The 24,188-nt window shown below is 64.0% G+C and carries 18 protein-coding genes; 13 read left to right on the top strand and 5 right to left on the bottom strand.

From position 1 onward, the window contains the following. Positions 1-11: 11 nt before the first annotated feature. Complete coding sequence (locus BTO02_RS31040) at positions 12-1,703, bottom strand: acid phosphatase (protein ID WP_075160823.1); 1,692 nt, start codon at positions 1,701-1,703, stop codon at positions 12-14. A gap of 193 nt (positions 1,704-1,896) precedes the next feature. Continuing rightward, positions 1,897-3,069 (bottom strand): Fic family protein, encoded by a 1,173-nt coding sequence (locus tag BTO02_RS31035; RefSeq protein WP_075160822.1) that lies wholly within the window; start codon positions 3,067-3,069, stop codon positions 1,897-1,899. A gap of 543 nt (positions 3,070-3,612) precedes the next feature. Here BTO02_RS31035 and BTO02_RS31030 point away from each other — a divergent pair. The 4 genes from BTO02_RS31030 (at position 3,613) to yjfF (ending at position 8,384) form a co-directional block, all read left to right on the top strand. After that, entirely contained in the window at positions 3,613-4,581 is a 969-nt protein-coding gene (locus BTO02_RS31030) for an ABC transporter substrate-binding protein (RefSeq protein WP_075160821.1), read from the top strand. Between the two features lie 88 nt (positions 4,582-4,669). Continuing rightward, a complete protein-coding gene (locus BTO02_RS31025) occupies positions 4,670-6,184 on the top strand; it encodes a sugar ABC transporter ATP-binding protein (RefSeq protein ID WP_075160820.1) in 1,515 nt (504 codons plus the stop codon). After that, the gene (locus BTO02_RS31020) at positions 6,181-7,218 is read left to right on the top strand and encodes an ABC transporter permease (RefSeq protein ID WP_075160819.1); all 1,038 of its coding nucleotides are present in this window, start codon (positions 6,181-6,183) and stop codon (positions 7,216-7,218) included. Before BTO02_RS31025 ends, BTO02_RS31020 begins: the two co-directional genes overlap by 4 nt. Before the next feature lie 20 nt (positions 7,219-7,238). Continuing rightward, complete coding sequence (gene yjfF, locus BTO02_RS31015; protein ID WP_075161559.1) at positions 7,239-8,384, top strand: galactofuranose ABC transporter, permease protein YjfF; 1,146 nt, start codon at positions 7,239-7,241, stop codon at positions 8,382-8,384. Between the two features lie 73 nt (positions 8,385-8,457). Here yjfF and BTO02_RS31010 read toward each other — a convergent pair whose 3' ends face one another. The 3 genes from BTO02_RS31010 to BTO02_RS31000 form a co-directional block, all read right to left on the bottom strand. Beyond that, the gene (locus BTO02_RS31010; protein ID WP_075160818.1) at positions 8,458-9,189 is read right to left on the bottom strand and encodes a YceH family protein; all 732 of its coding nucleotides are present in this window, start codon (positions 9,187-9,189) and stop codon (positions 8,458-8,460) included. 116 nt (positions 9,190-9,305) lie between these two features. Continuing rightward, the gene (locus BTO02_RS31005; protein WP_083615469.1) at positions 9,306-10,247 is read right to left on the bottom strand and encodes a DMT family transporter; all 942 of its coding nucleotides are present in this window, start codon (positions 10,245-10,247) and stop codon (positions 9,306-9,308) included. A 109-nt stretch (positions 10,248-10,356) separates the two neighbouring features. Then, entirely contained in the window at positions 10,357-11,754 is a 1,398-nt protein-coding gene (locus BTO02_RS31000) for an FAD-binding oxidoreductase (protein WP_075160817.1), read from the bottom strand. Positions 11,755-12,431: 677 nt separating this feature from the next. Between BTO02_RS31000 and BTO02_RS30995 the strand changes: the two genes are divergently transcribed. The 9 genes from BTO02_RS30995 to BTO02_RS30955 all read left to right on the top strand — a co-directional run bounded on the left by BTO02_RS30995 (position 12,432) and on the right by BTO02_RS30955 (position 24,110). Next, on the top strand, positions 12,432-13,661 hold the full coding sequence (locus tag BTO02_RS30995) for a phytanoyl-CoA dioxygenase family protein (RefSeq protein ID WP_075160816.1): 1,230 nt from the start codon (positions 12,432-12,434) through the stop codon (positions 13,659-13,661). Between the two features lie 120 nt (positions 13,662-13,781). Beyond that, the gene (locus BTO02_RS30990) at positions 13,782-14,966 is read left to right on the top strand and encodes a fumarylacetoacetate hydrolase family protein (protein ID WP_075160815.1); all 1,185 of its coding nucleotides are present in this window, start codon (positions 13,782-13,784) and stop codon (positions 14,964-14,966) included. A gap of 349 nt (positions 14,967-15,315) precedes the next feature. Next, complete coding sequence (locus BTO02_RS30985; RefSeq protein ID WP_075161557.1) at positions 15,316-16,476, top strand: ABC transporter ATP-binding protein; 1,161 nt, start codon at positions 15,316-15,318, stop codon at positions 16,474-16,476. Next, the gene (locus tag BTO02_RS30980; RefSeq protein WP_075160814.1) at positions 16,463-17,578 is read left to right on the top strand and encodes an ABC transporter ATP-binding protein; all 1,116 of its coding nucleotides are present in this window, start codon (positions 16,463-16,465) and stop codon (positions 17,576-17,578) included. The genes BTO02_RS30985 and BTO02_RS30980 overlap by 14 nt, the downstream gene beginning before the upstream one ends. Then, a complete protein-coding gene (locus BTO02_RS30975) occupies positions 17,575-18,468 on the top strand; it encodes a carbohydrate ABC transporter permease (protein ID WP_075160813.1) in 894 nt (297 codons plus the stop codon). Before BTO02_RS30980 ends, BTO02_RS30975 begins: the two co-directional genes overlap by 4 nt. Beyond that, entirely contained in the window at positions 18,461-19,282 is an 822-nt protein-coding gene (locus BTO02_RS30970; protein WP_075160812.1) for a carbohydrate ABC transporter permease, read from the top strand. The genes BTO02_RS30975 and BTO02_RS30970 overlap by 8 nt, the downstream gene beginning before the upstream one ends. Continuing rightward, entirely contained in the window at positions 19,282-19,563 is a 282-nt protein-coding gene (locus tag BTO02_RS30965) for a DUF2160 domain-containing protein (RefSeq protein ID WP_075160811.1), read from the top strand. The genes BTO02_RS30970 and BTO02_RS30965 overlap by 1 nt, the downstream gene beginning before the upstream one ends. 107 nt (positions 19,564-19,670) lie before the next feature. Then, positions 19,671-21,413, top strand: a complete 1,743-nt coding sequence (locus tag BTO02_RS30960) for an ABC transporter substrate-binding protein (RefSeq protein WP_075160810.1) — start codon at positions 19,671-19,673, stop codon at positions 21,411-21,413. 411 nt (positions 21,414-21,824) lie between these two features. After that, positions 21,825-24,110, top strand: coding sequence for a TonB-dependent receptor (locus BTO02_RS30955; RefSeq protein ID WP_075160809.1), 2,286 nt, complete (start codon positions 21,825-21,827; stop codon positions 24,108-24,110). Positions 24,111-24,188: the final 78 nt, after the last annotated feature.

Below are 24,188 nucleotides of genomic sequence, written 5' to 3'. Positions count from 1 at the left end.
CATGCCTGCCGTTACGCGAGCTCGAGCGCGCCGGTCAGGTCGCCGAGCGGCGCGAGGCCGTTCTGCGCGAACGCGCGGTCGCGCGCGGCCACGCCGGGCAGCGCTTCGAGCCCATGCACGCGGCTGATGAAGCGCAGGATCGAGTTCGTGTCGTACACCGTATGATCGACGTAGCCCTTCTTCGCGAGCGGCGACACGACGAGCGCCGGGATGCGCGAGCCCGGACCCCAGCGGTCGCCTTTGGGCGGCGCGACCGGATCCCACCAGCCGCCGTTCTCGTCGACGGTCACGATCACCACCGTATTGCGCCACTGCGGCCCGCGCTGCAGGCGGTCGATCACGGCCGCGATATGACGGTCGCCCGATTCGACGTCCGCGTAGCCCGCGTGCATGTTCAGATTGCCCTGCGGTTTGTAGAACGTAACCGGCGGCAGGCGCCCCGCGTCGATATCGGCGAGCAGCCGGTTCGTCGACGGGTCGTCGCCGACGCCCGCGTCGCGCAGGTGCCGCGCGCGCGCCGCCGTGCCGGGCGCATAGTTCGCGAAGTAGTTGAACGGCTGATGGTGATACTGGAAATCGGGCACCGCGCCCGTGTCCCGATGCTCGAGCGCATATTGCCAGGCGCCCGAATACCACGCCCATTGCACGTCGCGTTCGGTCAGCCGGTCGCCGATCGTTGCATACTTCTGCGGCGGCAGCACCTTCGGGTCCGCCGGGTTAGCGTATAGCGGATTGCCGTCGGGCGCAGGCCGGATAAAGCTCGGCTGATACGGCGGCGCCATGGTGTTCACCGCGTAGCCGTCGGGCGTGAAGAGGCCGTCGCGCACGAACTTCGGCGGGCCGTCGAGCGCGGATGCGGGCGAATTGGGCGCCGTTTTCAGGCGCGTGCCGAGCGGGTCGTCGCCTTCGAGCACCGACACATGGTTCTTCGCGATGCTGTTGTGGATGTCCGGAACCAGCGGCGCCTGCGCGGAAATCAGGAAGATGTGGTTGAGCCACGAGCCGCCGAACGCGGCCATAAAGAAGTTGTCGCATAGCGTGTATTGCTGCGCGAGGCCCCAGATTTTCAGCGAAGCCGGCGAGTTGCGGTAATGGCCCATGACGAGGGCGCCCGAGTTGCCCCATGCGACGAAGCCGTTGTTGCGCCCGCCGTTGATCTGCATCTGGTTCTGGTAGAAGCGATGGACGAGGTCGCGCGTGATCACGCCGTTCGGCAGCGGCGCGCCTTGCGCGTCGACGAGGTGGAACGGCTGGTTGCGCAGATTCTCGATCTGCTTTTCGCCGATCGCGTAGCGCTTGCCGTCGACTTCCTGCGCCTGCGGCACGAGACCGCCCCAGATTGCCGGCAGACGCGGCAGCGGCGTCGTGCCGTCGCGATCGAACTGCACGTATGAATCCGGTCTGACCGAATCGAGCGGTTGTTGTACGCCGGGGAAGTTGCCGTACAGATTCGCGAAGCTGCGGTTCTCCGCATAAATCACGACGATGTTCTTCACCTGGTCGCGCAGCGCGGCGTCGAGGCGCAGATCGGCAGCACTCCTCGAGGCATTGCCCGCTTCCCCGGGCGACTGGCAACCGGCCAGCACGAGGCCCGCTCCGACCGCGGCGAGGCCGGTCAGCACACGGCGGCGCTCGGGGTCGTCGGGCAGATCGGTGCCGGCGGCATCGGTGTCGGCAAGGCGGTGCGGATCGTTGTCGTTCATTCGCGATTCTCCTTGGACGCTGCGGTAGCGAGACAGGGTAGCGGGGCGGGGGCGCAGCGCGATGCGCCACGCTCGAACCGCATACTCGCACCGTTTGGGGTCCGCGCGAAGGAGAAAAACGAACCGGTGGTGTGAAGGAGCGCTGCCGCGACGTGTACCGCCTCGGGCTGTCACAGCGTCGTCACAGCAGTTGTCAGTGCGTGCGTCGCACAGCGGGCGCGTCGTGGCGATCGTCCGGCGCGGAAATCGCGGCCAGCTCGTAAGCGGTGCTGCGCCCGCCGCCGTCGGTTTTGCGCAGGACGCCGGCCGCGATCAGCTCGTTGATGTCGCGCAGCGCGGTGTCCGGGGAGCACTTCGCGATGCTTGCCCACTTGCTGCTCGTGAGTTTGCCGTCGAAGCCGTCGAGCAGGCGGTTGACGAGCTTCGACTGGCGCTCGTTGAGCGGCGTGCCGGCCATGCGCTGCCAGAAACGCGATTTCGCGAGCACGGTGTCGAGCGTGGCGAGCGCGGCGTCGAGGGCGCGCTGCAAATTCTCGAGGAACCATGCAAGCCACGCGGTGATGTCGAGCGTGCCTTTTTGCGTGCGCTCGAGGATCTCGTAATAGCTGCGCCGCTCGCGCTGGATCTGCGCGGACAGGCTATAAAAGCGCCGCCCGCTTTCCGTGTGATCCATCTGCGCAAGCACCATGTCGCCGATCGCGCGCGCGATACGGCCGTTGCCGTCGTCGAACGGGTGCAGCGTGACGAACCACAGATGTGCGATGCCGGCCTTCAGGATCGGATGGTGATCGAAATTGCCGTCGACCCAGCGCAGAAAGCGCGCCATTTCCTTCTTGAGCCGCGGTGCCGGCGGCGCTTCGAAGTGCACGCGTTGACGGGCGCCGGAGCCGGACACGACCTGCATCGGGCCGCGTGCGTCGTCGCGATAGGCGCCGACGCGAATCGGCGTGAGCCCGCTGTAGCCGGTCGGAAAGAGGGCGGCGTGCCAGCCGAGCAAACGCCTGCGCGTGAGGTCCGAGTTGCAGCGCAGCGTGGCGTCGAGCGTCATTTCGACGACGCCTTCGACGTGGCGATCGACCGGCGCGAGCGCGCCGATATCGACGCCGAGCCGGCGTGCGATCGACGAGCGCACCGAATGCGCGTTCAGCGATTCGCCTTCGATCTCGCTGGTTTTCAGCACGTCCGCGGTCAGTGCAGCGAGGTTGGCTTCCTCGCGCTGCGCGAGGCCGGCGTCGTACATGCGTCCGAGCAGCAGCCCCTGCGCGCCGGTGACTGCCGCGAGCGGTGCGGCCAGCGACGCGAGGTCGTAGCGCCATCGCGGCCAGTCCGGCGCCTCCCAGATGTAAAGGTAATCTCCGCTTTCCATGCGGAGATTATGCGCCTCATTGACCGCATCGGCAAATTTATCTCCGCATATTTTGCGGCGATAAACGATCGATTCGCCGCACGCTCACGCGGCACACGGCGGCCGATACACGGTTCTCGCACTGAGCTGCATCGCGAGTTGCCTAAATAGTAGGACTATATCGGATGGATATTGGAGGCTCGTACCGCACGCCGAAGGACTTCCGGGGTTTTTCGGTGGTCGCCGCATACGGGATCTGGCGCGCGCTATGCAGTGAGAATGATGAAACGCGCAGGCGTCTCGAGGCTCGGGAAAGTACCAATCACCGCCGCACGGGCGCATGGATATAGTTTGGCTATTAACGGACCGGGTGGACCCGATTCGCTGTCACGAGCGGGGGCGTCGCGTTGCGCCGGCTTCAGTTAATACGTTTCCAGTTGGGCTGCTTGATCGATTGTGCAGTGTTGCGAAAGGTGGCGCCAGCATTTTGCTGTCGCGTGCCCGTAAGGACGCTCGCCTGCGGTAGCCGGCGCCAGAACAGACGATATAAATCGGAGACAGGAAATGAATCACACGAGACGCCTGACACTGGGCGCGCTGGTCGGTTCGGCGCTGCTGTTCGCGGCGGCCATCAACGGTCACGCGGAAGACAAGAAAATCACGCTCGGTTTCGCACAGGTCGGTGCCGAAAGCGCATGGCGCACCGCCAATACCGTGTCGGTCAAGCAGGCCGCGAAGGACGCCGGCGTCAATCTCAAGTTCTCGGACGCGCAGCAGAAGCAGGAAAACCAGATCAAGGCGATTCGCTCGTATATCGCGCAGAAAGTGGACGTGATCGCATTTTCGCCGGTTGTCGAATCGGGCTGGGAGCCGGTGCTGACCGAAGCGAAGAACGCGAAGATTCCGGTGATCCTGACCGACCGCAACATCGACGTGAAGGACAAGTCGCTGTATGTGACGATGATCGGCTCCGACTTCCTCGAGGAAGGCCGCCGCGGCGGCCGTTGGCTCGAAGAGCGCTACAAGAACGACAAAGGCCCGATCAATATCGTCGAACTGCAGGGCACGGTCGGCTCGGCGCCGGCCAACGATCGTCATGCGGGCCTCATGGAAGTGATCAAGAACGATCCGAAGTTCAAGATCATCGCGTCGCAAAGCGGCGACTTCACGCTCGCGGGCGGCAAGCAGGTGATGGAGGCGTTCGCGAAGACGTACGGCAAGCAGATCAACGTCGTCTACGCGCATAACGACGATATGGCGCTCGGCGCGATCCAGGCGATGGAAGAAGCGGGCCTGAAGCCGGGCACCGACATCAGCGTCGTCTCGTTCGACGCGACGAAGGGCGGCTTCCAGGCGATGGTCGCGGGCAAGATCAACGTCGACGTGGAATGCAGCCCGCTGCTCGGGCCGCAACTGATGCAGGCCGCGAAGGACATCGTCGCCGGCAAGCAGTTGCCCAAGCGCATCACCACCGAGGAGACGGTGTTCCCGATGAGCGTCGCCGCCCAGGTGCTGCCGACGCGCAAGTACTAGGTCCCCGTCGAGTAGCAGGTCCGGCGCCGGCGCGGCACGCGCGGCGCCGGACTTTTTTCAGGCTTTCTTCTTCGTCTTCGCTACGCTCATGAGCGACTCTCCCATTCTCGAAACTCTCGGCATCAGCAAGTCGTTTCCGGGTGTCAACGCGTTGCAGGGCGTCGATTTCCGCCTGTTCCCCGGTGAGGTCCACACGCTGATGGGACAGAACGGCGCGGGCAAATCGACGCTCATCAATGTGCTCACGGGCGTGCATGCCTACGACGCCGGCGCGATTCATCTCGCGGGCCAGCCCGTGCAGTTCGCGACGCCGCTCGAAGCCGAAGCCGCCGGCGTTCGCACGCTGTACCAGGAAGTGAACCTGTGTCCGAATCTGTCGGTCGCGGAGAATATCTTCGCGGGGCGGCATTTGAAGCGGCGCGGCGCGATCGACTGGAAGTCGATCCATGCGAGGGCCGAGGCGGCGCTCGCCGATCTGAACGTGTCGCTCGACGTCACGCGCTCGCTCGACGCCTATCCGATCGCGGTCCAGCAGATGGTCGCGATCGCGCGCGCGGTATCGGTCGATGCGCGCGTGCTGATACTCGACGAACCGACCTCGAGTCTCGACGACGGCGAAGTGGCGCGCCTGTTCGACGTGCTGCGCAAGCTCAAGCGGTCGGGCATTGCAATTCTGTTCGTCACGCACTTTCTCGAGCAGACCTACGCGATATCGGATCGCATCACGGTGATGCGCAACGGCGAGCGCGAAGGCGAGTATCTGGCGAAGGACCTGCCGGTCGACGAACTGGTCGCGAAGATGGTCGGCCATGCGCGGATGTCCGAGCGTCTGAAACAGGCGGCGAGCGAGCCGCCGAAGGCCGCAAGCGAAGCTCAGCCGATGTTCGAGATGCGCGGCGTCGGGCGGCGCGGCTTGCTGAACCCGATCGATATCGACGTGCGGCCCGGACAGATTCTCGGTCTCGCGGGCCTGCTTGGCTCCGGCCGCACCGAAACGGCGAAGCTGCTGTTCGGCGCCGAGAAATCCGACGAGGGCACGGTGCTCGCGCACAACAAGCGCGTCAAGCTGCGCTCGCCGCACGATGCAGTGCGCCACGGCATCGGCTATTGCCCGGAAGACCGCAAGAAGGAAGGCGTGGTCGCGGAGCTGTCGATACGCGAGAACATCGTTTTCGCGCTGCAGGCGCGGCGCGGCTGGTGGCGTGCCATTAGCCGCGCCAGGCAGCGCGAGATGGCCGACGAGTACATCGGCATGCTCGGCATCAAGGCGCGCGACGCCGAACAGCCGATCGGTCTCCTATCGGGCGGCAACCAGCAGAAGGTGCTGCTCGCGCGCTGGCTCGCGACCGAGCCGAAGATGCTGATTCTCGACGAACCGACGCGCGGCATCGATGTCGCCGCGAAGTTCGAAATCATGGACCGTGTGCTCGCGTTGTGTGCGAAAGGACTCGGCATGCTGTTCATCTCGTCCGAAGTCAGCGAAGTGGTGCGCGTGAGCCACCGCATCGCGGTGCTGCGCGATCGGCGCAAGGTGGCGGAAATCGCGGGCAACGCGGTATCCGAAGATCAGGTGTATCGGCTCATTGCAGGGAGTGATCAATGAAAGCGATCAAAGCCGCGTTTCAGCATACGCTCGTGTGGCCGGTGCTCACGCTCGTGTTGCTGATTGCGCTCGACGTTGCGTATCGCGCGAACTTTCTTGCGATTTCGATGTTCGAGGGCCACTTCTTCGGCGCGCCGATCGACATTCTCAATCGCGCGGCGCCGCTCGTGATCGTGTCGCTCGGCATGACGCTCGTGATCGCGACGCGCGGCATCGATATTTCGGTCGGCGCGGTGGTGGCGATCGCGGGGGCCGCCGCGGCGATGCTGCTTGCCGACAACGCGGCGAATGTGACGACAGCGGTGGCCGCCGCGCTCGCTGTCGGTCTTGTTGCAGGCGCATGGAACGGCGTGCTCGTCGCGTTCGTCGGCATGCAGCCGATCATCGCGACGCTGATTCTGATGGTGGCCGGCCGCGGCGTCGCGCAGTTGCTGACGGGCGGGCAGATCATTCCGATCGGCGCGCCCGCTTATCTCGTGATCGGCGGCGGCTATCTCGCGCGCATTCCGTGCGCGGTGTGGGTCGCGGCGGCAGTGACCGCGGCGACGGTCTTGCTGATGAGCCGCACGGCGCTGGGCCTGTTCATTCGCGCGATCGGCGTCAATCCGGTGGCGACGCGTCTGGTCGGCTTGCGCTCGAGCCTGATCGTGTTCGCTGTTTATGTGTTCTCGGGGCTGATGGCCGCGATCGCAGGCGTGTTGATGAGCTCGAACGTGCGCAGCGCCGACGGCAACAACGCGGGCCTGCTGCTCGAGCTCGACGCGATTCTCGCGGTGACGCTCGGCGGCACGTCGCTCGCCGGCGGCCGCTTCAGTCTCGCCGGCACGGTGATCGGCGCGCTGATCATCCAGACGCTGACGTACACGACGTATTCGATCGGCGTGCCGCCCGAAGCGACGCTCGTCGTGAAGGCGATCGTCGTGCTGCTGGTCTGCGTGATCCAGTCGGAGTCGGCGCGCACGCTGCTCGTCAGGCACGTGAAGCGAGTCTTTTCGTTCGCGCAAGCGAAGCCCGTCGGCGAGGCCGCGAAATGAGCACGAGGCAGAATACGAAGATGAGCGCAAAGAACGAACAGGACCACACTGCCGTGAAATCGACTTTCGTGACGCGCTTGCTGGACCCGCGCACGCTGCCGGTCGTCGTGACGATCGCGCTGTTCGCCGCGCTGTTCGGCTTCGGCTCGGTCATGTACACCGGTTTTTTCTCGCTGCAGGTGGCGCTCGGCCTGCTCGTCGACAACTCGTTCCTGCTGATCGTCGCGCTCGGCATGACGTTCGTGATCGTGTCGGGCGGCATCGATCTGTCGGTCGGCTCGGTCGTCGCGCTGACCACCATTCTGTGCGCCGTCGCCGCGCAATGGTGGCACTGGCCGATCTGGGCGATCGTGCCGCTCGTGCTGCTGTTCGGCGCATTGTTCGGCGCCGCGATGGGCGCACTGATTCATTTCTTCAAGCTGCAGGCGTTCATCGTCACGCTCGCGGGCATGTTCCTCGCGCGCGGGGCCTGCTTTCTGATCACGACGCAGTCGATCACGATCGACGAAAAGACGTTTCATGCGGTGTCCGCGTTCAGCGTGCCGATCGGCAGCGGTTCGCTGAATTCGGGGGCGCTGATCGGCATCGCCGCGCTGCTCGTCGCGATCTATATCGCGCATTTCACGCGCTTTGGCCGTAACGTCTACGCGATCGGCGGCAATGAACGGTCGGCCTTGCTGATGGGCTTGCCCGTCGCGCGCACGAAGATCGGCGTTTACGCGCTAAGCGGCTTCTGCTCGGCGCTCGGCGGTGTCGTGTTCACGCTGTATCTGCTGTCGGGCTATGGGCTGCAGGCGCAGGGCATGGAGCTCGATGCGATCGCGGCGACGGTGATCGGCGGCACGCTGCTGACGGGCGGCGTCGGCTATGTGTTCGGCTCGGTGTTCGGCGTCGGCATTCTTGGCACGATCCAGACGCTGATTACGTTCGACGGCACGCTCAGTTCGTGGTGGACGCGCATTGTGATCGGTGCGCTGCTGTGCGCGTTCTGCCTGCTGCAACGCGTGATCGAACGCCATGCCGCGAGCCGCAAGTCGAGCGGCACGGGGCTGCATGCGGGCACGAAGAAGGCGCGCGACGACGAACGCGCGCCGCAAGCGGATGCGAAGGATCAGCCGGCGAAGGACAAGCCGGGACTCGCGGCGATGATGACGCGTCGCACGTGAGCGGTGCGAACCGGTCGCGAAAACCGGCGGTGTGAACCCGTGGCGAATATCGTGGGCGCAAACCGTTAGCGCGTTACTGCGCCGGCCTGTCGACTTCGATGCCAAGTTCTGCGGCCATCCGTTCGACGAGCGCCTCGAGGTGCGCCACCTTGCCCGCAAGTTCGCTGTAGTCGGCCTTGAGCGCATCGAGTTCCGCGCTCGTGGCGCCCGGCGACGCGCCGCCTGTTGCAGATTCGCCTGCGCTGCCGCGCGGTTGAGGTTGCGCTTCGCTTGCGTGCGCTTCGCCGCACATCAGATGCATCCAGCGGCTTTCGCGCTCGCCCGGCGTGCGCGCGAGTTTTAGTACGAGCGGCGTGTCGCGCGCGGCGAGTTCGTCGAGAAACGCTTCGACGGAAGACGTGTCGGCGAATGAATGCAGGCGCGTCGTGGCGAGGCGCAATTCGGCCGCCGTCTGCGCTCCGCGCAACAGCAGCGCCGTGAGCAGCGCGGCCGCCTGGCGCGGCACGCCGAGTACGCGCTCGAGATTGTGCTCGAAGCGCGGCACGCGGCTGCTGCTGCCTTCGAACACGAGGCTGAGCCGTTTCAATCCTTCTATCGCGCCGAGCACTTCGGCTTCGCTCGCATTCATGACCGGCGAACGCGATGTTTTCTGATTGCAGCCGAGCGTCAGCGCGTTGAGCGACAGCGGATAGGTGTCGGGCACCGTATGTTGCTTTTCGAAGAGCACGCCAACCACGCGTGCTTCAAGCGGAGTCAGGGCGCGCAGCGCGGCGCGCGGCGTATCGTCGGCGGAGGGGGAATTCATATGCGTGGGTCGTTCGGGTGGATCGGCATCCGCGATTGTCCGCCAAAACGCCGCTTTGCGGCACCGCGCGATACAGGGCATTTCCATGTTTCGCACTCCGCGCCGCATGCGTGGTGCTATCCGGCCTTCGGTTTGCGCACGATGACGAGCGCGATTCCGCCCAGAATCGCCACGGCACTAGCAACGAGCCGCGCCGTCAACGCTTCGTTCAGGATCGCGACGCCGCCGAGCGCCGCGATCAGCGGCACGCTCAGTTGCACGGTGGCCGCGCTCGATGCCTTCAGTGCCTTCAACGCCGCGTACCAGATCACGTAGCCGAGCCCGGATGTGACCGCCCCGGAGATCAGCGCATAGACGACACCCGCGTGGTCCACGGATAGGTGCGTGGGCATCGGCGTGCCGACGAGACCGAGTCCGCTGAGCGCGACTGCGAACGGCACCGCGCGCAGAAAGTTGCCGGCGGTCGCCGCGACGGGATCGGCGGCGCGTTTGCCGCGCAGCGAATAGACGCCCCACGCGACGCCGGCGGCAAGCATCAGCAGCGAAGACGCGAGCGGCGGCGCGAGGTTCGGCAACGCGGGGCCCCGCAGCGCGAGACCGGGCAATACGAGGACCACGAGGCCCGCGAGCGCGAGCACGAAGCCGAGCCATTGGCGGACCTGCAACCGTTCGCCGCTCCATAGCGCGTAACCGATCATCGTCGCCTGCACTGCGCCGAACAGCAGCAAGGCGCCCGTGCCGGCGGCGAGCCGGACGTAGGCGAACGAAAACGCGGCGGCGTAGACGAACAGCGCGAGCGCCGCGTACCAGTCGCCGCCGGCCTGCGCAGGCTGCCGGGCACGGCCGCGCTCGATCAGCCAGAGCACCGCCGCAGCGGCCACGATACGGATCGTCGTGAAGGTCGCCGGATCGATCGCGGTTGCTTTCAACGCGACGCGGCACAGGAGCGAGTTGCCCGCGAAAGCGAACATCGCGAGCGTGGTCAACGCGGCGAGGCGCGAGCGCGACGCTGCGGTGCGAGTTGCGGCAAGCGGTTGGGGAGGAGGCGCCGAACGCATCGCTTGAGCGTAACAGTCACGCGTAGCAGTCGCCACGCGTTCGTGTCTTCGTGACGACTGCCGGGTTGTCTCCCCAGTTGCTGCTCGCGTTGCGCCGCCTCTGTTCCATTCAGGCGGCGGCGGACGGCTTGATGTTCTGGTTCCGGCTGAACAGATTGTGCGGATCGTAGCGGTCCTTTACGGCGACGAGCCGTTCATAGTTCGGTCCGTACGCCGCGCTGACCCGGTCGGTCTCTTCTTCAGTCAGAAAGTTCACGTACACGCTGCCGAGCGCGAACGGTTTGGTGTTCTCGAAGAATGCCCGCGACCATCCGATGCAGCGCGCGTCGTCGGCCGCGTCGCTCCAGCGGCCGTGCACGTTCATCACGTATTTCGCGTCGCGCGCGGCGTACGCGGTGGCGTCCTCGGCGACGCGCGACATCGCGCCGCCGACCTGCCCGAAGAAAATCTCGCACTGCGGCGACGGCAGCGTGCCGATCGCCTCGATCAGTGCGTCGATCAGGCCGTCCTGCAGCGCCGAAAGATTGTGCGATTTCCAGTAATTGCGTTCGCCCGGTGCGAGGAGCGGATCGAACGCCTGTTGCCATGCGGTATACGGCATCGGTCCGAGGTGCTCGCCGTATGGTGCGCTGCCGAACTGGCGCACGGCTTCGATTGCCTGCGGACCGTTTTCGATCGGTCCCGTATAGCAGATCGCGAAGGCGAGCATCGGCTTGCCATGCACCTCGGCCGGCAGGAACGGCAGCGGCGGCGCAAGGCGGGCGACGGCCCAGACGGTCAGCTCATCGGGCATCGAGTCGACCGCATTCCGGTAGCGGCCGAGCGCTTCCTTCGCCTGATCGAGCGGCAGCACGACGAGGCCGCCATAGACCTGCGGTCCGAGCGGCTTCATTTCGAATTCGAACATCGTGACCACGCCGAAATTGCCGCCGCCGCCGCGTATTGCCCAGAACAGCTCTTCATGTTCATCGGAACTGCAGTGCAAGAGTTCGCCGTCGGCGGTGACGATGTCGGCGGAGACCAGATTATCGACCGTCATGCCATAACGGCGGCTCAGCCAGCCGAAGCCGCCGCCGAGCGTGAGTCCCGCGACGCCGGTCGTCGAATTGATGCCGAGCGGCACCGCAAGACCGAATGCCTGCGCTTCGTGATCGAAGTCGCGCAACGTGCAGCCAGGCTCCACGTACGCGCGGCGCGTGAACGGATCGACGCGCGCCGATTTCATCGCGCTGAGGTCGATCACGAGCCCGTCGACGCATAGCGCGGTTCCCGCGATATTGTGGCCGCCGCCGCGTATCGCGAGCGGCAGATGCCGGTCGCGCGCGAAGTTCACGGCGCCGCGCACATCGGAGACTCCGGCGCAGCGGACGATCACGGCCGGACGCCGGTCGATCATCGCGTTCCAGATCGCGCGCGCTTCGTGGTAGCCGGCGTCGTCCGGCGTGAACACCTGTCCGCGCGTGGCGGCTTTTAAACCATCAACTGCGTCCTTCGACAAGTTCGGCATGACACACCTCCGCGCACGAGAGTTTTTAGTCCACCACGGCGATTCCATTTCGGAAGCCTTACCGTTTCCAAACTCAGTAAATGGGCGGTGTTACCGAACACAAACTAAGGTAAACCCGCGACGCGCACGGCGACCGGCGCGAAACGCACGATACACGGTCGTTAGGCATGGCGAATGCCCGCTGCGAACCTTTCGTGCGGGATGCGAACCGATGGAATGCTTCGGGAATACAGCGCGACAGGCAGCAGAAGACAGGGCGGCTTTGCGCAAGGCCAATGGTCCTTCCGCGCGCGTTTGCTCAGACGGTAGACGAGCCGCGAGCGGCCTGCGGGCGAATATCGACGTTGCGCGCCGCAGGCGGCGGGGCTAGCGCACTCGGGTACTGGCGATCGCACGCGTGCACCAACGAGGAGCGCCGGCGATCGCGAATATTGCGCGCTTCAGTGAAAGATCAGATACAGAATGACGAGTACGATAACCGGCACACCGAGCATCCAACCGATCAGATAAGGCATTTTCGTTCTCCCTTGTGCGACTGCCGAAGCGCGATATCGCTTCATGACCGCAGCGCTTGAGGACGTAGGCGCAAAACGCGTACCCAGGGGCGGCCGCTATCGACGCTCTGGCGCGCCCGTACCGATGACGCTATGCTCGCAACGCACTCTGGAGGAGCGAGAATGAGAGGGCAAGAATTGCCTACCCCGGCGCTGCGGCCACCCGCACCGCGGCTCGACGGCTATCGCGAGGACGCGTGTTCACTCGCGGATTTCGCGGCGCAAATTGCAATGGGCCGGGAGGCGCAGCGGGTGCAATTCGCGCATTCCGTAGTACATGGCATTGCGCTGTACGAGTGCGGCACGCTGCGCGACGCACTGGAAGATGCGGCCGCGCGCGCTCGCCTGTTCGCGGAATGGGTGCATGTGCTGCGCGACGGCGCGGGCGCGATCGTGCTACGGCATGCATACGACGATACCGCGCCGATCGACGCCGCGACCGCGCTGTTCGAAGCGATCATAGGCGCCGAACGCGCGCAAGGCGGCGCCGGCGGCGACCACTTTGCCAAGGCAGGCGCGAACGACCGGCTCTGGAATGCGCTGGAAAAGCTGTGTCTGCGCTCGCCCGACGTGTTCGCTGCCTACTACGCGAACGAATTCGTCGCGTCCGCCGCCGAAGCGTGGCTCGGCCCGCAGTATCAGATGACGTCCCAGATCAACGTCGTGCGGCCAGGCGGCGCCGCGCAGCAGGCGCATCGCGACTATCACCTCGGCTTTCAGACCGTCGACGAGGCACAGCGTTTTCCCGCGCACGTTCACACGATGTCGCCGTTTCTGACGCTGCAAGGCGCGATTGCGCATGTCGATATGCCGATCGAAAGCGGGCCGACGAAACTGCTGCCGTATTCGCAACGCTATGCGCCGGGCTATCTCGCCTGGCGGCGCGCCGACTTTCGCGAGTACTTCGAAGCGCATTGCGTGCAACTGCCGCTCGAGAAGGGCGACGCCCTGTTTTTCAATCCAGCGCTGTTTCATGCGGCCGGCGACAACCGCACCGCGGACGTCGCGCGCATGGCGAACCTGCTGCAGATATCGTCCGCATACGGGCGCGCGATGGAATCGGTCGATCGCGTTGCGATGTGCGAGGCGATCTATCCGGTGTTGCGCGACGGCGTCGCACTAGCGCGTTTCAGTGCGCCCCAGATCGATGCGGTCATCGCGAGTTGCGCGGAAGGCTATCCGTTCCCGACCAATCTCGACCGCGATCCTCCGCACGGCGGCCTTGCGCCGCCGAGCCAGCAGGCGCTCGTGCGCGAGGCACTCGCTGCAGCATGGTCCGCGGAGAAGTTTTACGCTGCGTTGCATCATCACGCATGGCGCCGGGAGACCGGCGGGTCTGCTCAGGCTGGCTAACGCGCACACGGCATCGGCCAGGCTCCGTTCGCCGACGCCGTTCGCCCGATGGGCAAGGTTGGACTTTGACGCGATGGGGTTCTACGATAAGGCTCCCTACAAGCCGGATCCAACACGCCCATGCAAAAAATCTCCGCATCCGCCTGTCTACCTGAAGATCTCGAACAAGCCTTGCTGGTCGGCCGCGTCTGGCGCCGCGATGGCGCGCACGAAGGTCCATGTGTGGTCGCCGTGCGCGGCGGCGAGGTGTTCGACATCACGAAAACGGTGCCGACTACCGCCGATCTTTTCGATCGCGACGATGCGGTCGATGTCGCGCGCAACGCGCAAGGCGATGCACTCGGTCCGGTCGCCGCGCTGATCGAGACGGCGCTCGCGGCGCGCACCGATGCCGCGATGCCGCGCCTGCTCGCGCCTTGCGACGTGCAGGCGATCAAGGCAGCCGGCGTGACCTTCGCGGTCAGTCTGCTCGAGCGCGTGATCGAAGAGCAGGCGGGCGGCGATCCATCGAAAGCGCAGGAAGTGCGCGCGACGATCACGGCGCTGATCGGCACCGACCTGTCGAAAATCGAGCCCGGTTCGGATGCGGCGATGCGGCTGAAGGCCGAACTCGAGCGTCGCGGCGCGTGGTCCCAATACATGGAGGTCGGCATCGGGCCCGATGCGGAAGTGTTTTCGAAATCGCAGCCGATGTCGTCGGTCGGCTTCGGCGCGGATATCGGCCTTTTGCCCGTGTCGGTGTGGAACAACCCGGAGCCCGAGATCGTGCTTGCCGTCAACGGCGTGGGGCGCATCGTCGGCGCGACGCTGGGCAACGATGTCAATCTGCGCGATATCGAAGGGCGCTCGGCGCTGCTGCTCAGCAAATGCAAGGACAACAACGGCTCATGTGCGATCGGACCGTTCGTGCGTCTGTTCGATGAGCGCTTCACGCTCGATGCGGTGCGCGAGGCGAGCGTGTCGCTGCGCGTCGAAGGCGCGGACGACGGCTTCGAACTCGACGGCGTGAGCCATATGGCCGAGATTTCGCGCGATCCCGCCGATCTCGTGGCGCAAACGTGCGGCGCGCATCATCAGTATCCGGACGGCTTCATGCTGTTTCTCGGCACGATGTTCTCGCCGGTCAAGGACCGCGATGCACCCGGCGGCGGTTTTACGCATCACCTCGGCGATGTCGTGACGATCTCGGCGCCCAGGCTCGGCGCGCTCGTCAATACCGTGCGGCTGTGCACGGAGATCGAACCCTGGACTTTCGGTGTGCGCGCGCTTTATCGCAGCCTTGCGCAGCGTGGGCTAATCGGCTGAGCCAGGCTCGCGCGATTGCGTCGCATCTGTCAAGGCCCGCTTCGGCGGGCCTTGTCATTTCCGCGCTTGTTTTTGCGTGCATCGTCGCCCGGACCGCGGGCAAACGTGAATGTGCTGCGTTGCGTCATTCCTCCTCCCTGCTATTTTCTTTCATATAAAGGCGAGAAATTGAGAATGCGTAAGACATACGTTTGTTATGTGTTTTTAACGTGTATGGTTAACCCCGATTTAAACGTAAACGAACAAAAGGGACATTCTCTATGTTGTTTTGATTTCATTTTTGAACATTGGACCGGTCGGTCGGTACGACGAAAGCAGCGCCTTGGAAGCATTGAAAAAGGAGAGCGATTTGGTCTTGGAACTGGAGCAGGTCACCGTCGTGGCGGGCGGGCTGACACATCTGTACAGCATCGACTTGCAACTCGTGCCGGGTGCGATCAACGTGCTACTCGGCCCGACCCAGGCGGGGAAGACCACGCTGATGCGGGTGATGGCCGGCCTTGACCGGCCTACGTCAGGGCGTGTGCTCGTCGACGGGAAGGACGTGACCGGCGTCAGCGTGCGCGAGCGCAATCTCGCGATGGTCTACCAGCAATTCATCAATTACCCGGCCATGACGGTGTACGAAAACATCGCGTCGCCGCTGAAGCTGCAGCGCGTCGATGCGGCGGAAATTCGCCGCCGGGTGCTCGAGGTCGCGGCAAAACTCCATATCGAACATCTGCTCGAGCGGCGTCCCGGCGAATTGTCGGGTGGTCAGCAGCAACGCTGCGCATTGGCGCGAGCGCTCGTCAAACGCAGCTCGCTCGTGTTGCTCGACGAACCGCTCGTCAATCTCGACTACAAGCTGCGCGAAGAGTTGCGCGAAGAATTGACCACGCTTTTCAGCGACGGCAATACGACCGTTGTCTATGCAACGACCGAGCCGCTCGAAGCGTTGCTGCTCGGCGGCTATACGGCAATCGTAGACAAGGGCCGCGTGCTGCAGTTCGGTCCGACGCTCGACGTGTACAACGCGCCGACGAGCGTCGATGCGGCCGCGGTATTCAACGACCCGCCGATGAACATGCTGACGAGCGAACTGACCGCAAGCGGCAGCGCACGCTTGCCGATCGGCATCGAAGTGCCGGTGCGCGGCGCGCAGCGAGCGGCGCACGCGAGCAGCGGCGCGATGGAGGCGAACGGCGCGAACAGCCGGGACGCAGCAGGTCCAGCCAACGGCACGTGCCGCATCGGCATTCGCCCCGGACATCTGCGGCTCGTGCCGAACCGCCCGCAGGCGTTGCCCGTGCCTTGCAGGCTCGAACTCGCGGAGCTGAGCGGCTCGGAAACCTATCTGCACCTGCATACGCTGAACGGCGGCATCAATCTGATCGCCCAGTTGCAAGGCGTTCATCAGATCGACCTCGGCACGCAGCTCGACGTCTTTGTCGACCCTGACGAACTGTTCGTATTCGGCGCGGACACGAGGCTCGTCTCGAGCCCGGAGGCTTTGCATGGCGCGCATTGAGTTCGACAATCTCGCGCATGCGTACCGGCCGAACCCCGCGACGCTCGACGACTATGCGCTGCAGCCGATGAGTATGGCGTGGGAAGACGGCGGCGCCTATGCGTTGCTCGGACCGTCGGGATGCGGAAAGACGACGCTGCTCAACATCGTCTCGGGGCTCGTTGCGCCATCCGAAGGAAAAGTGCTGTTCGACGGCCGCGACGTGACGGCGCAAAGCCCGCGCGAGCGGAACATCGCCCAGGTGTTCCAGTTCCCGGTGATCTACGACACGATGAGCGTGTTCGACAATCTCGCGTTCCCGCTGCGCAATCGCCACATCGCCGCAAGCGAAGTGAAAAGGCGCGTGCACGAAGTGGCCGAGATTCTCGATATGACACGCGAGCTGCCGCGCAAGGCGAGCAATCTGGCGGCCGACGCGAAACAGAAAATCTCGCTGGGCCGAGGGCTCGTGCGCCAGGACGTCGCGGCGATCCTGTTCGACGAACCGCTGACGGTGATCGATCCGCACATGAAGTGGATGCTGCGGCGCCAACTGAAAAAGATCCACCAGCAACTGAAGCTCACGCTGATCTACGTCACGCACGATCAGGTCGAAGCGTTGACGTTCGCCGACGAAGTGGTGGTCATGACCAATGGGCGCGTGGTGCAGCAAGGCGGCCCGGAAGCGCTGTTTCTGAGGCCCGATCACGCGTTCGTCGGGTACTTCATCGGCAGCCCCGGCATGAACCTGTGTCCGGTCGAACCCGATGCCGACGGCATCAGGCTCGGCGCGCAACGTATCGCGCTCGACGCCGATACGCTATCGGCCTTGAAGCAGGCGGCCGGCCCGCTCAAGCTCGGCATCCGGCCGGAATTCGTGCGCCTCGCGCACGAAGGCGAGCGCGGCGCCGTGCGTGCCCAATTGTTGCGCGCGCAACAGCTCGGCAACTATCAGCTCGTCAGCGCGCAATGCGACGGCCACCTGTTCAATGCGAAGCTCGAGCCGCATCTTCGCGTGCCGGACGGCGGCGCGGTGTGGTTGAAGCTCGTTGCTGCCGAAACGGTGTTCTTCAGCAACGACGAACGCATTCCCGTGAAGGTCGCCGAAAGGACCGAACGATGAACAAACCGATCAACCAGAAGGCGTGGCTCCTCGTGGTGCCGGTGTTTCTGTGCGTCGCGTTCTCCGCGATTCTGCCGCTGATGACGGTGGTCAACTATTCGGTGCAGGACATCATCAGCCCGACGCAGCATGTCTTCGTCGGCACCGAGTGGTTTCGCAACATCATGACGGACCCCGATCTGCGTGGCGCGCTCGGGCGGCAGATCATCTTTTCCGCGTGCGTGCTGCTGTTCGAGATTCCGCTTGGCGTCGGCCTTGCGCTTGCGATGCCCGCGTCGGGCTGGCGCGCGTCGGCCGCGCTCGTCGTGCTGGCGATGCCGCTGCTGATTCCATGGAACGTCGTCGGCACGATCTGGCAGATCTTCGGGCGCCCCGATATCGGCCTGCTCGGCTACGGTCTCAATCGCATCGGCTTCGACTACAACTACACGGCAAGCCCGACCGACGCCTGGATCACGGTGCTCGTAATGGACATCTGGCATTGGACGCCGCTGGTCGCGCTGCTTTGCTATGCGGGTTTGCGTGCGATTCCCGACGCGTTCTATCAGGCTGCGGAGATCGACGGCGCGAGCCGCTTCGCCGTGTTCCGCTATATCGAGCTGCCGAAAATGCGCGGCGTGCTGATGATTGCCGTGCTGCTACGCTTCATGGACAGCTTCATGATCTATACCGAGCCGTTCGTGCTGACGGGCGGCGGCCCCGGCGATTCGACCACCTTCCTGAGCCAGTACCTGACGCAAAAAGCGGTCGGCCAGTTCGACCTCGGCCCGGCGGCTGCGTTTTCGCTGATCTACTTCCTGATCATCCTGCTGCTGTGCTTCATTCTGTACAACTGGATGAGCCGCGTCGGCAAGGGCGGACCGGCCGCGCAAGGAGCCGATCATGCATGACCGGACCGGCCAGCGCCGCTGGATTCGCGCAGTCGTACTGATCGTCTACATCCTGTTCGCGCTGATCCCGCTCTACTGGATGCTGTCGATCGCGTTGCGCACGAACGAGGAAACGATGTCGGCGTTCGCGCTGCTGCCGCAGCACGTCACCTTCGAGAACTTCAAGGTGATCTTCACCGACCCGTCGTGGTACTGGGGGTATATCAACTCGATCATCTACGTGGCGATGAACACGGTGTTTTCGGTGCTCGTCGCATTGCCGGCCGCGTACGCGTTTTCGCGCTACCGTTTTCTCGGCGACAAGCACATGTTCTTCTGGCTGCTGACGAATCGCATGACGCCGCCCGCGGTGTTCCTGCTGCCGTTTTTCCAGCTCTATTCGAGCATCGGCTTGCAGGACACGTATCTCGCGGTCGCGCTCGCGCACATGCTGTTCAACGTGCCGCTTGCCGTGTGGATTCTCGAAGGCTTCATGTCGGGCGTGTCGCGCGAAATCGACGAGACCGCGTATATCGACGGTTATTCGTTCCCCACGTTCTTCGTGAAGATCTTTTTGCCGCTGATCAAGTCGGGCGTGGGCGTGACGGCGTTTTTCTGCTTCATGTTCAGTTGGGTCGAACTGCTGCTTGCGCGAACGTTGACGACCGTCAATGCGAAGCCGATCGCCGCCGTGATGACGCGTACGGTGTCGGCGGCCGGCATGGACTGGGGCGTGCTGTCGGCGGCCGGCGTGCTGACGATCGTGCCCGGCGCGCTCGTCATCTATTTCGTGCGCAACTACATCGCGAAGGGCTTTGCAATGGGGAGAGTGTGATGCTCGGATGGATGTACTGGACGCCGGAAGTCGCGATCTTCTTTGCGTGCGTCGTCGTCATGCTGGCCGGCATGACGGTCTGGGAGCTGCGTGCACCGACCGTCGAACGTAAAGGCTTCCTGCCGATATCGACGACGCGCGGCGATCGGCTCTTTATCGGTCTGCTCGCCGCGGCTTACGTGAATCTCGGCTGGCTCGCGGTGACGAGCGAGGGCGCGAACGTGTGGCCCGGCGTGGCCGCCTCGGCCGTCGTGCTGCTGATCGTGATGTGGAAAGGATGACGCAGCACCGTACGCGAAAAAACTAGGTGAGAAGAGACCGGTTCCGTTGATGCCCCGAGCGGCCGCCGGCGGATGATCCAAGGGGTGTGGAGACACAGGAGAAGACCATGCAACACAGGAGACGGATCGTCGCGCTCGCGGTCGCAGGCGTCGTTGCAGGCGCTTTCGCGAACCATGCCGCGGTGGCGGGCATGCCCGAGGCGCAGAAATGGGTCGATAGCGAGTTCCAGCCCAGCACGCTCAGCAAACAGCAGCAGATGGACGAGATGAAGTGGTTTATCGACGCGTCCGCGAAACTGAAGTCGCAGGGCGTGAAGGAAATCCATGTGGTATCCGAAACAATCGATACGCACGTGTATGAATCGAAGACGCTCGCCAAGGCATTTACCGAAATCACCGGTATTCAGGTCAAGCACGACGTGATTCAGGAAGGCGACGTTGTCGAAAAGCTGCAGACGTCGATGCAGTCGGGACAAAGCATCTACGACGGCTGGATTTCCGATTCGGACCTGATCGGCACGCACTATCGCTACGGCGTGATCATGCCGCTGTCCGACTATATGACCGGCGAGGGCAAGCCGTACACGAATCCGGGGCTCGACATCAAGGACTTCATCGGCACGAGCTTCACGACCGCGCCGGACAAGAAGCTTTACCAGTTGCCGGACCAGCAGTTCGCGAATCTGTACTGGTTCCGCGCCGACTGGTTCGCACGCAAGGATCTGCAGGACAAGTTCAAGGCGAAGTACGGCTACGACCTCGGGGTGCCGGTGAACTGGTCGGCCTATGAAGATATCGCCGAGTTCTTTACCAACGACGTGAAAAACATCGACGGCGAAAAAGTCTATGGCCACATGGACTACGGCAAGAAAGATCCATCGCTCGGCTGGCGCTTTACCGATGCATGGCTCTCGATGGCAGGCGAAGCGGACAAGGGCATTCCGAACGGCATGCCCGTCGACGAGTGGGGTATTCGCGTGACGCCGGACGGTTGTCATCCGGTCGGCGCGTCGGTGTCGCGCGGCGGCGGCACGAATAGCCCGGCCGCGGTGTATGCGACGACCAAGTATATCGACTGGTTGAAGAAATACGCACCGCCCGAGGCGTCGGGCATGACGTTCAGCGAAGCGGGCCCGGTACCGGCGCAAGGTCGCATCGCGCAGCAGGTGTTCTGGTACACGGCGTTCACGGCGTCGATGCTCAAGCCCGGCAACGTGACGAACCCGGACGGCACGCCGAAGTGGCGCATGGCGCCGTCGCCGCACGGCGCGTACTGGAAGGACGGCATGCAGAACGGCTACCAGGACGTCGGCTCGTGGACCTTCTTCAAGTCGACGCCGGCCAACCAGCGCGCGGCCGCATGGCTCTACGCGCAGTTCGTGACGTCGAAGACGGTGTCGCTAAAGAAGTCGATCGTCGGCCTCACGTTTATTCGCGATTCGGACATTCATAGCGATTACTTCACGAAGAATGCCGACAAGTACGGCGGCCTGATCGAGTTCTATCGCAGCCCGGCGCGCGTGGCATGGACGCCCACCGGCAACAACGTGCCCGACTACCCGAAGATGGCGCAGCTGTGGTGGAAGAACGTCGGCACCGCGGTCGCCGGCGAGAAGACGCCGCAGGCCGCGATGGACAATCTCGCCAAAGAGATGGACCAGGTGCTTGCGCGTTTGCAGCGCGCGGGGATGAAGTCGTGCGCGCCGGAACTGAACCCGGAAAGCGATCCGTCGAAGTGGCTTTCCGATCAGCATGCGCCGTGGAAGAAACTGGCCAACGAAAAGCCAAAAGGCGAGACGGTCAAGTACGATCAGTTGCTTTCAGCGTGGAAGGCTGGAAAGGTTCGCTGACCCGGCGGCACTTGCTGCATAGGTAGAAAATTTCACGTCATGAGCATGATAGGCGGCGCCAGCGGTGCCGCTTTTTCTTTTCCAGACGCGGATTTAGATGCGATCCGGCTTCCGACATGCACTCGCGCCATCGCTCCGCGCTCCTGCGACTGTTTCAAATCCTTTCAAATTGTTAACTGATGCGTTTCGGCTACACCCTTGTCAGCCAACGATTGCCCCGCAGTGCCGGTTGTGTAATGATACCGATTCTCATTTATTTGTAACTGGTTTTAGCCAACAATAAGCAAACACCACCAGCCGGTCGCGATGCTGCGCCACGGCATGGGGCGGTCCCCGCACGCCTATTCGCGTGCGCCGGCGGCGTAGTGCCTGTCGGCTCATAAGAATTAATTGACAACGACAGGGAACCAGATGTTCAAGACGACGCCAGTCGCGGCGGCCGCCATGGCCATTTTCGCGACGCCGCTTTACGCCCAGACCGCCAGCGCGCCCACGGCGCCTGCCGTGCCTTCAACCATGCAGGTCGCTCAGGCCGCAACAGGATCACAGACCGCAACCGGAGCCGCTGACGCAGCAAACACCAGCGCTGCGGGCGCCGCCGAAAGCGCCGCGCCGGGAGCGACTCTGCCTGCCGTGAAGGTGACCGGCCAGGCCGACACCACCAACGACTTCCAGCCTGACATCTCGAGCGTCGGCGCGAAAGTGCCGACCGCATTGCGCGACATTCCGCAGGCAGCGGTGGTCGTGCCAAAGGCCGTGCTGCAGTCGCAGGCGGCCAGTTCGTTTACCGACGCACTGCGCAATGTGCCCGGCATCACGATCGCGGCGGCCGAAGGCGGCACGATCGGCAACAACATCAACCTGCGCGGCTTTACCGCGCGTACCGACATCTATCTCGACGGCTTCCGCGATCGCGGCCAGTACTATCGCGACACGTTCAACCTCGAATCGATCGACGTGCTGTACGGTCCGTCGTCGCTGTATTTCGGCCGCGGCTCGACGGGTGGCGTGATCAATCAGGTCAGCAAGCAGCCCACCCTGAAGCCGCGCGCCGACGTATCGGTGCAGGCGGGCACGCATGACCGCTATCGCACGACCGTCGACCTCGATCAGCCGATCACCGACACCTCTGCATTCCGAATCAATGCGTTCGGCCAGGATCTCGGTTCGACGCGTGACGTCATGAAAAGCAAGGACTACGGCGTCGCGCCGGAAGTGAAATTCGGTATCGGCACGCCGACGGAAATCACGCTGAGCGCGCTGATCCAGCACAACAACGATCAGCCCGACTACGGCATTCCGTCGCTGAATGGTCACCCGGCATCGGTAGTCGGCCCGTCGACGTTTTACGGCTTCACCAACGACCGCACGATTCAGGACGTGCAGACGTTCTCGGCGCGCATCAAGCACCGTTTCAACGAAAACGTCACGCTGAGCAACCAGACGCAGTACAGCCACTACAGTACCGACGTGCGCGCCTCGAATCCGGCCGCAGTGCTGACCGGGCCGCTCGCGACGTCGACGGCGTTGAGCAACGGCAACTTCACCACGCTCGATCCGTCGCAGCTGTTCGTGAAGATGCAGGGCAAGGACCGTGTGATCAACGATCACTCGTTGTACAACACGACCGAGCTCGAAACGAAGTTCGCGACGGGCTTTATCAAGCATGACCTGCTGATGGGCGTCGACCTCAGTCACGAGACGTACAGCAATCAGTCGTACACGGCGACCACGCCGGGGCTGCCGTCCAACACGATCGCGATCGTGCCGCTGCTCGATCCGGCCTATGTGCCGACGCCGGCGAACCTGCAGATCACGCGCGGCAATCTCGCCGAATCGAGTGCGAACGGCATCGGCGTCTATGCGAACGATACCGTGTCGATCGGCGAGCACTGGAAGGTCGTGGGCGGCGTGCGCTGGGACCGCTACGAAGCGTCGATCAACAACTCGATCAATTCGCCGGGCTATGCGACGCAGACCAACTACTTCACGAGCGTGCGCGGCGGCATAATCTGGCAGCCGACCGACTGGCAGTCGTACTACGTGTCGTACGGCACTTCGTTCGACCCGTCGCTCGAAGCATTGACGCTGACGAACGGCCAGCAGAATCTGCCGCCCGTGCACAACAAGTCGTACGAAGTCGGCGCGAAGTGGGATCTGCTCGGCGGCGGCCTGTCGGTCACGCAGTCGCTGTTCAACATTGAGCAGACCAACGCGCGCACGCAGAATGTGGACGGCACCTACACGCTCGACGGCAATATCCGCGTGCGCGGCTATCAGGCGGGCGTGGCGGGCCGCATCACGAACAAATGGCAGGTGTTCGGCGGCTACACGTATATGGACGGCGATATTCTCGAAGCGCGCGATGGCACGCAGGGCAATACGCCGGCGAACACGCCGCGCAACATGCTGACGCTGTGGACGACGTACGCGTTCACGCCGCAATGGGAAATCGGCGGCGGCCCGATTTACACGGGTCCGCGCTATGCGGCGAACAACAACCGCGTCGAAGTGCCTGGCTACACGCGCTGGGACGCGATGGCTGCGTTCCACCAGAAGCACTATGACATCCAGCTGAACCTGATCAACCTGACCAACAAGCACTACTACGATGCGATCATCCAGTCCGATGGTGGGCGCGCGGTGCCGGCGCTAGGCCGCACGTTCCTCGCGACGCTAAACTATCGCTTCTATTGATCGCCGCGGGCGGGTCTTCGAACCCTCACGAACGCCGCGCGCATGCGTGCCTTGCAAGCAGGCATGCGCGCGGCCATG

It is taken from the genome of Paraburkholderia sp. SOS3, from assembly GCF_001922345.1.
Lineage (GTDB): Bacteria > Pseudomonadota > Gammaproteobacteria > Burkholderiales > Burkholderiaceae > Paraburkholderia.
Note: the sequence above shows the minus strand (reverse complement) of the source record. Positions and strands in the feature narration are given on the sequence as shown.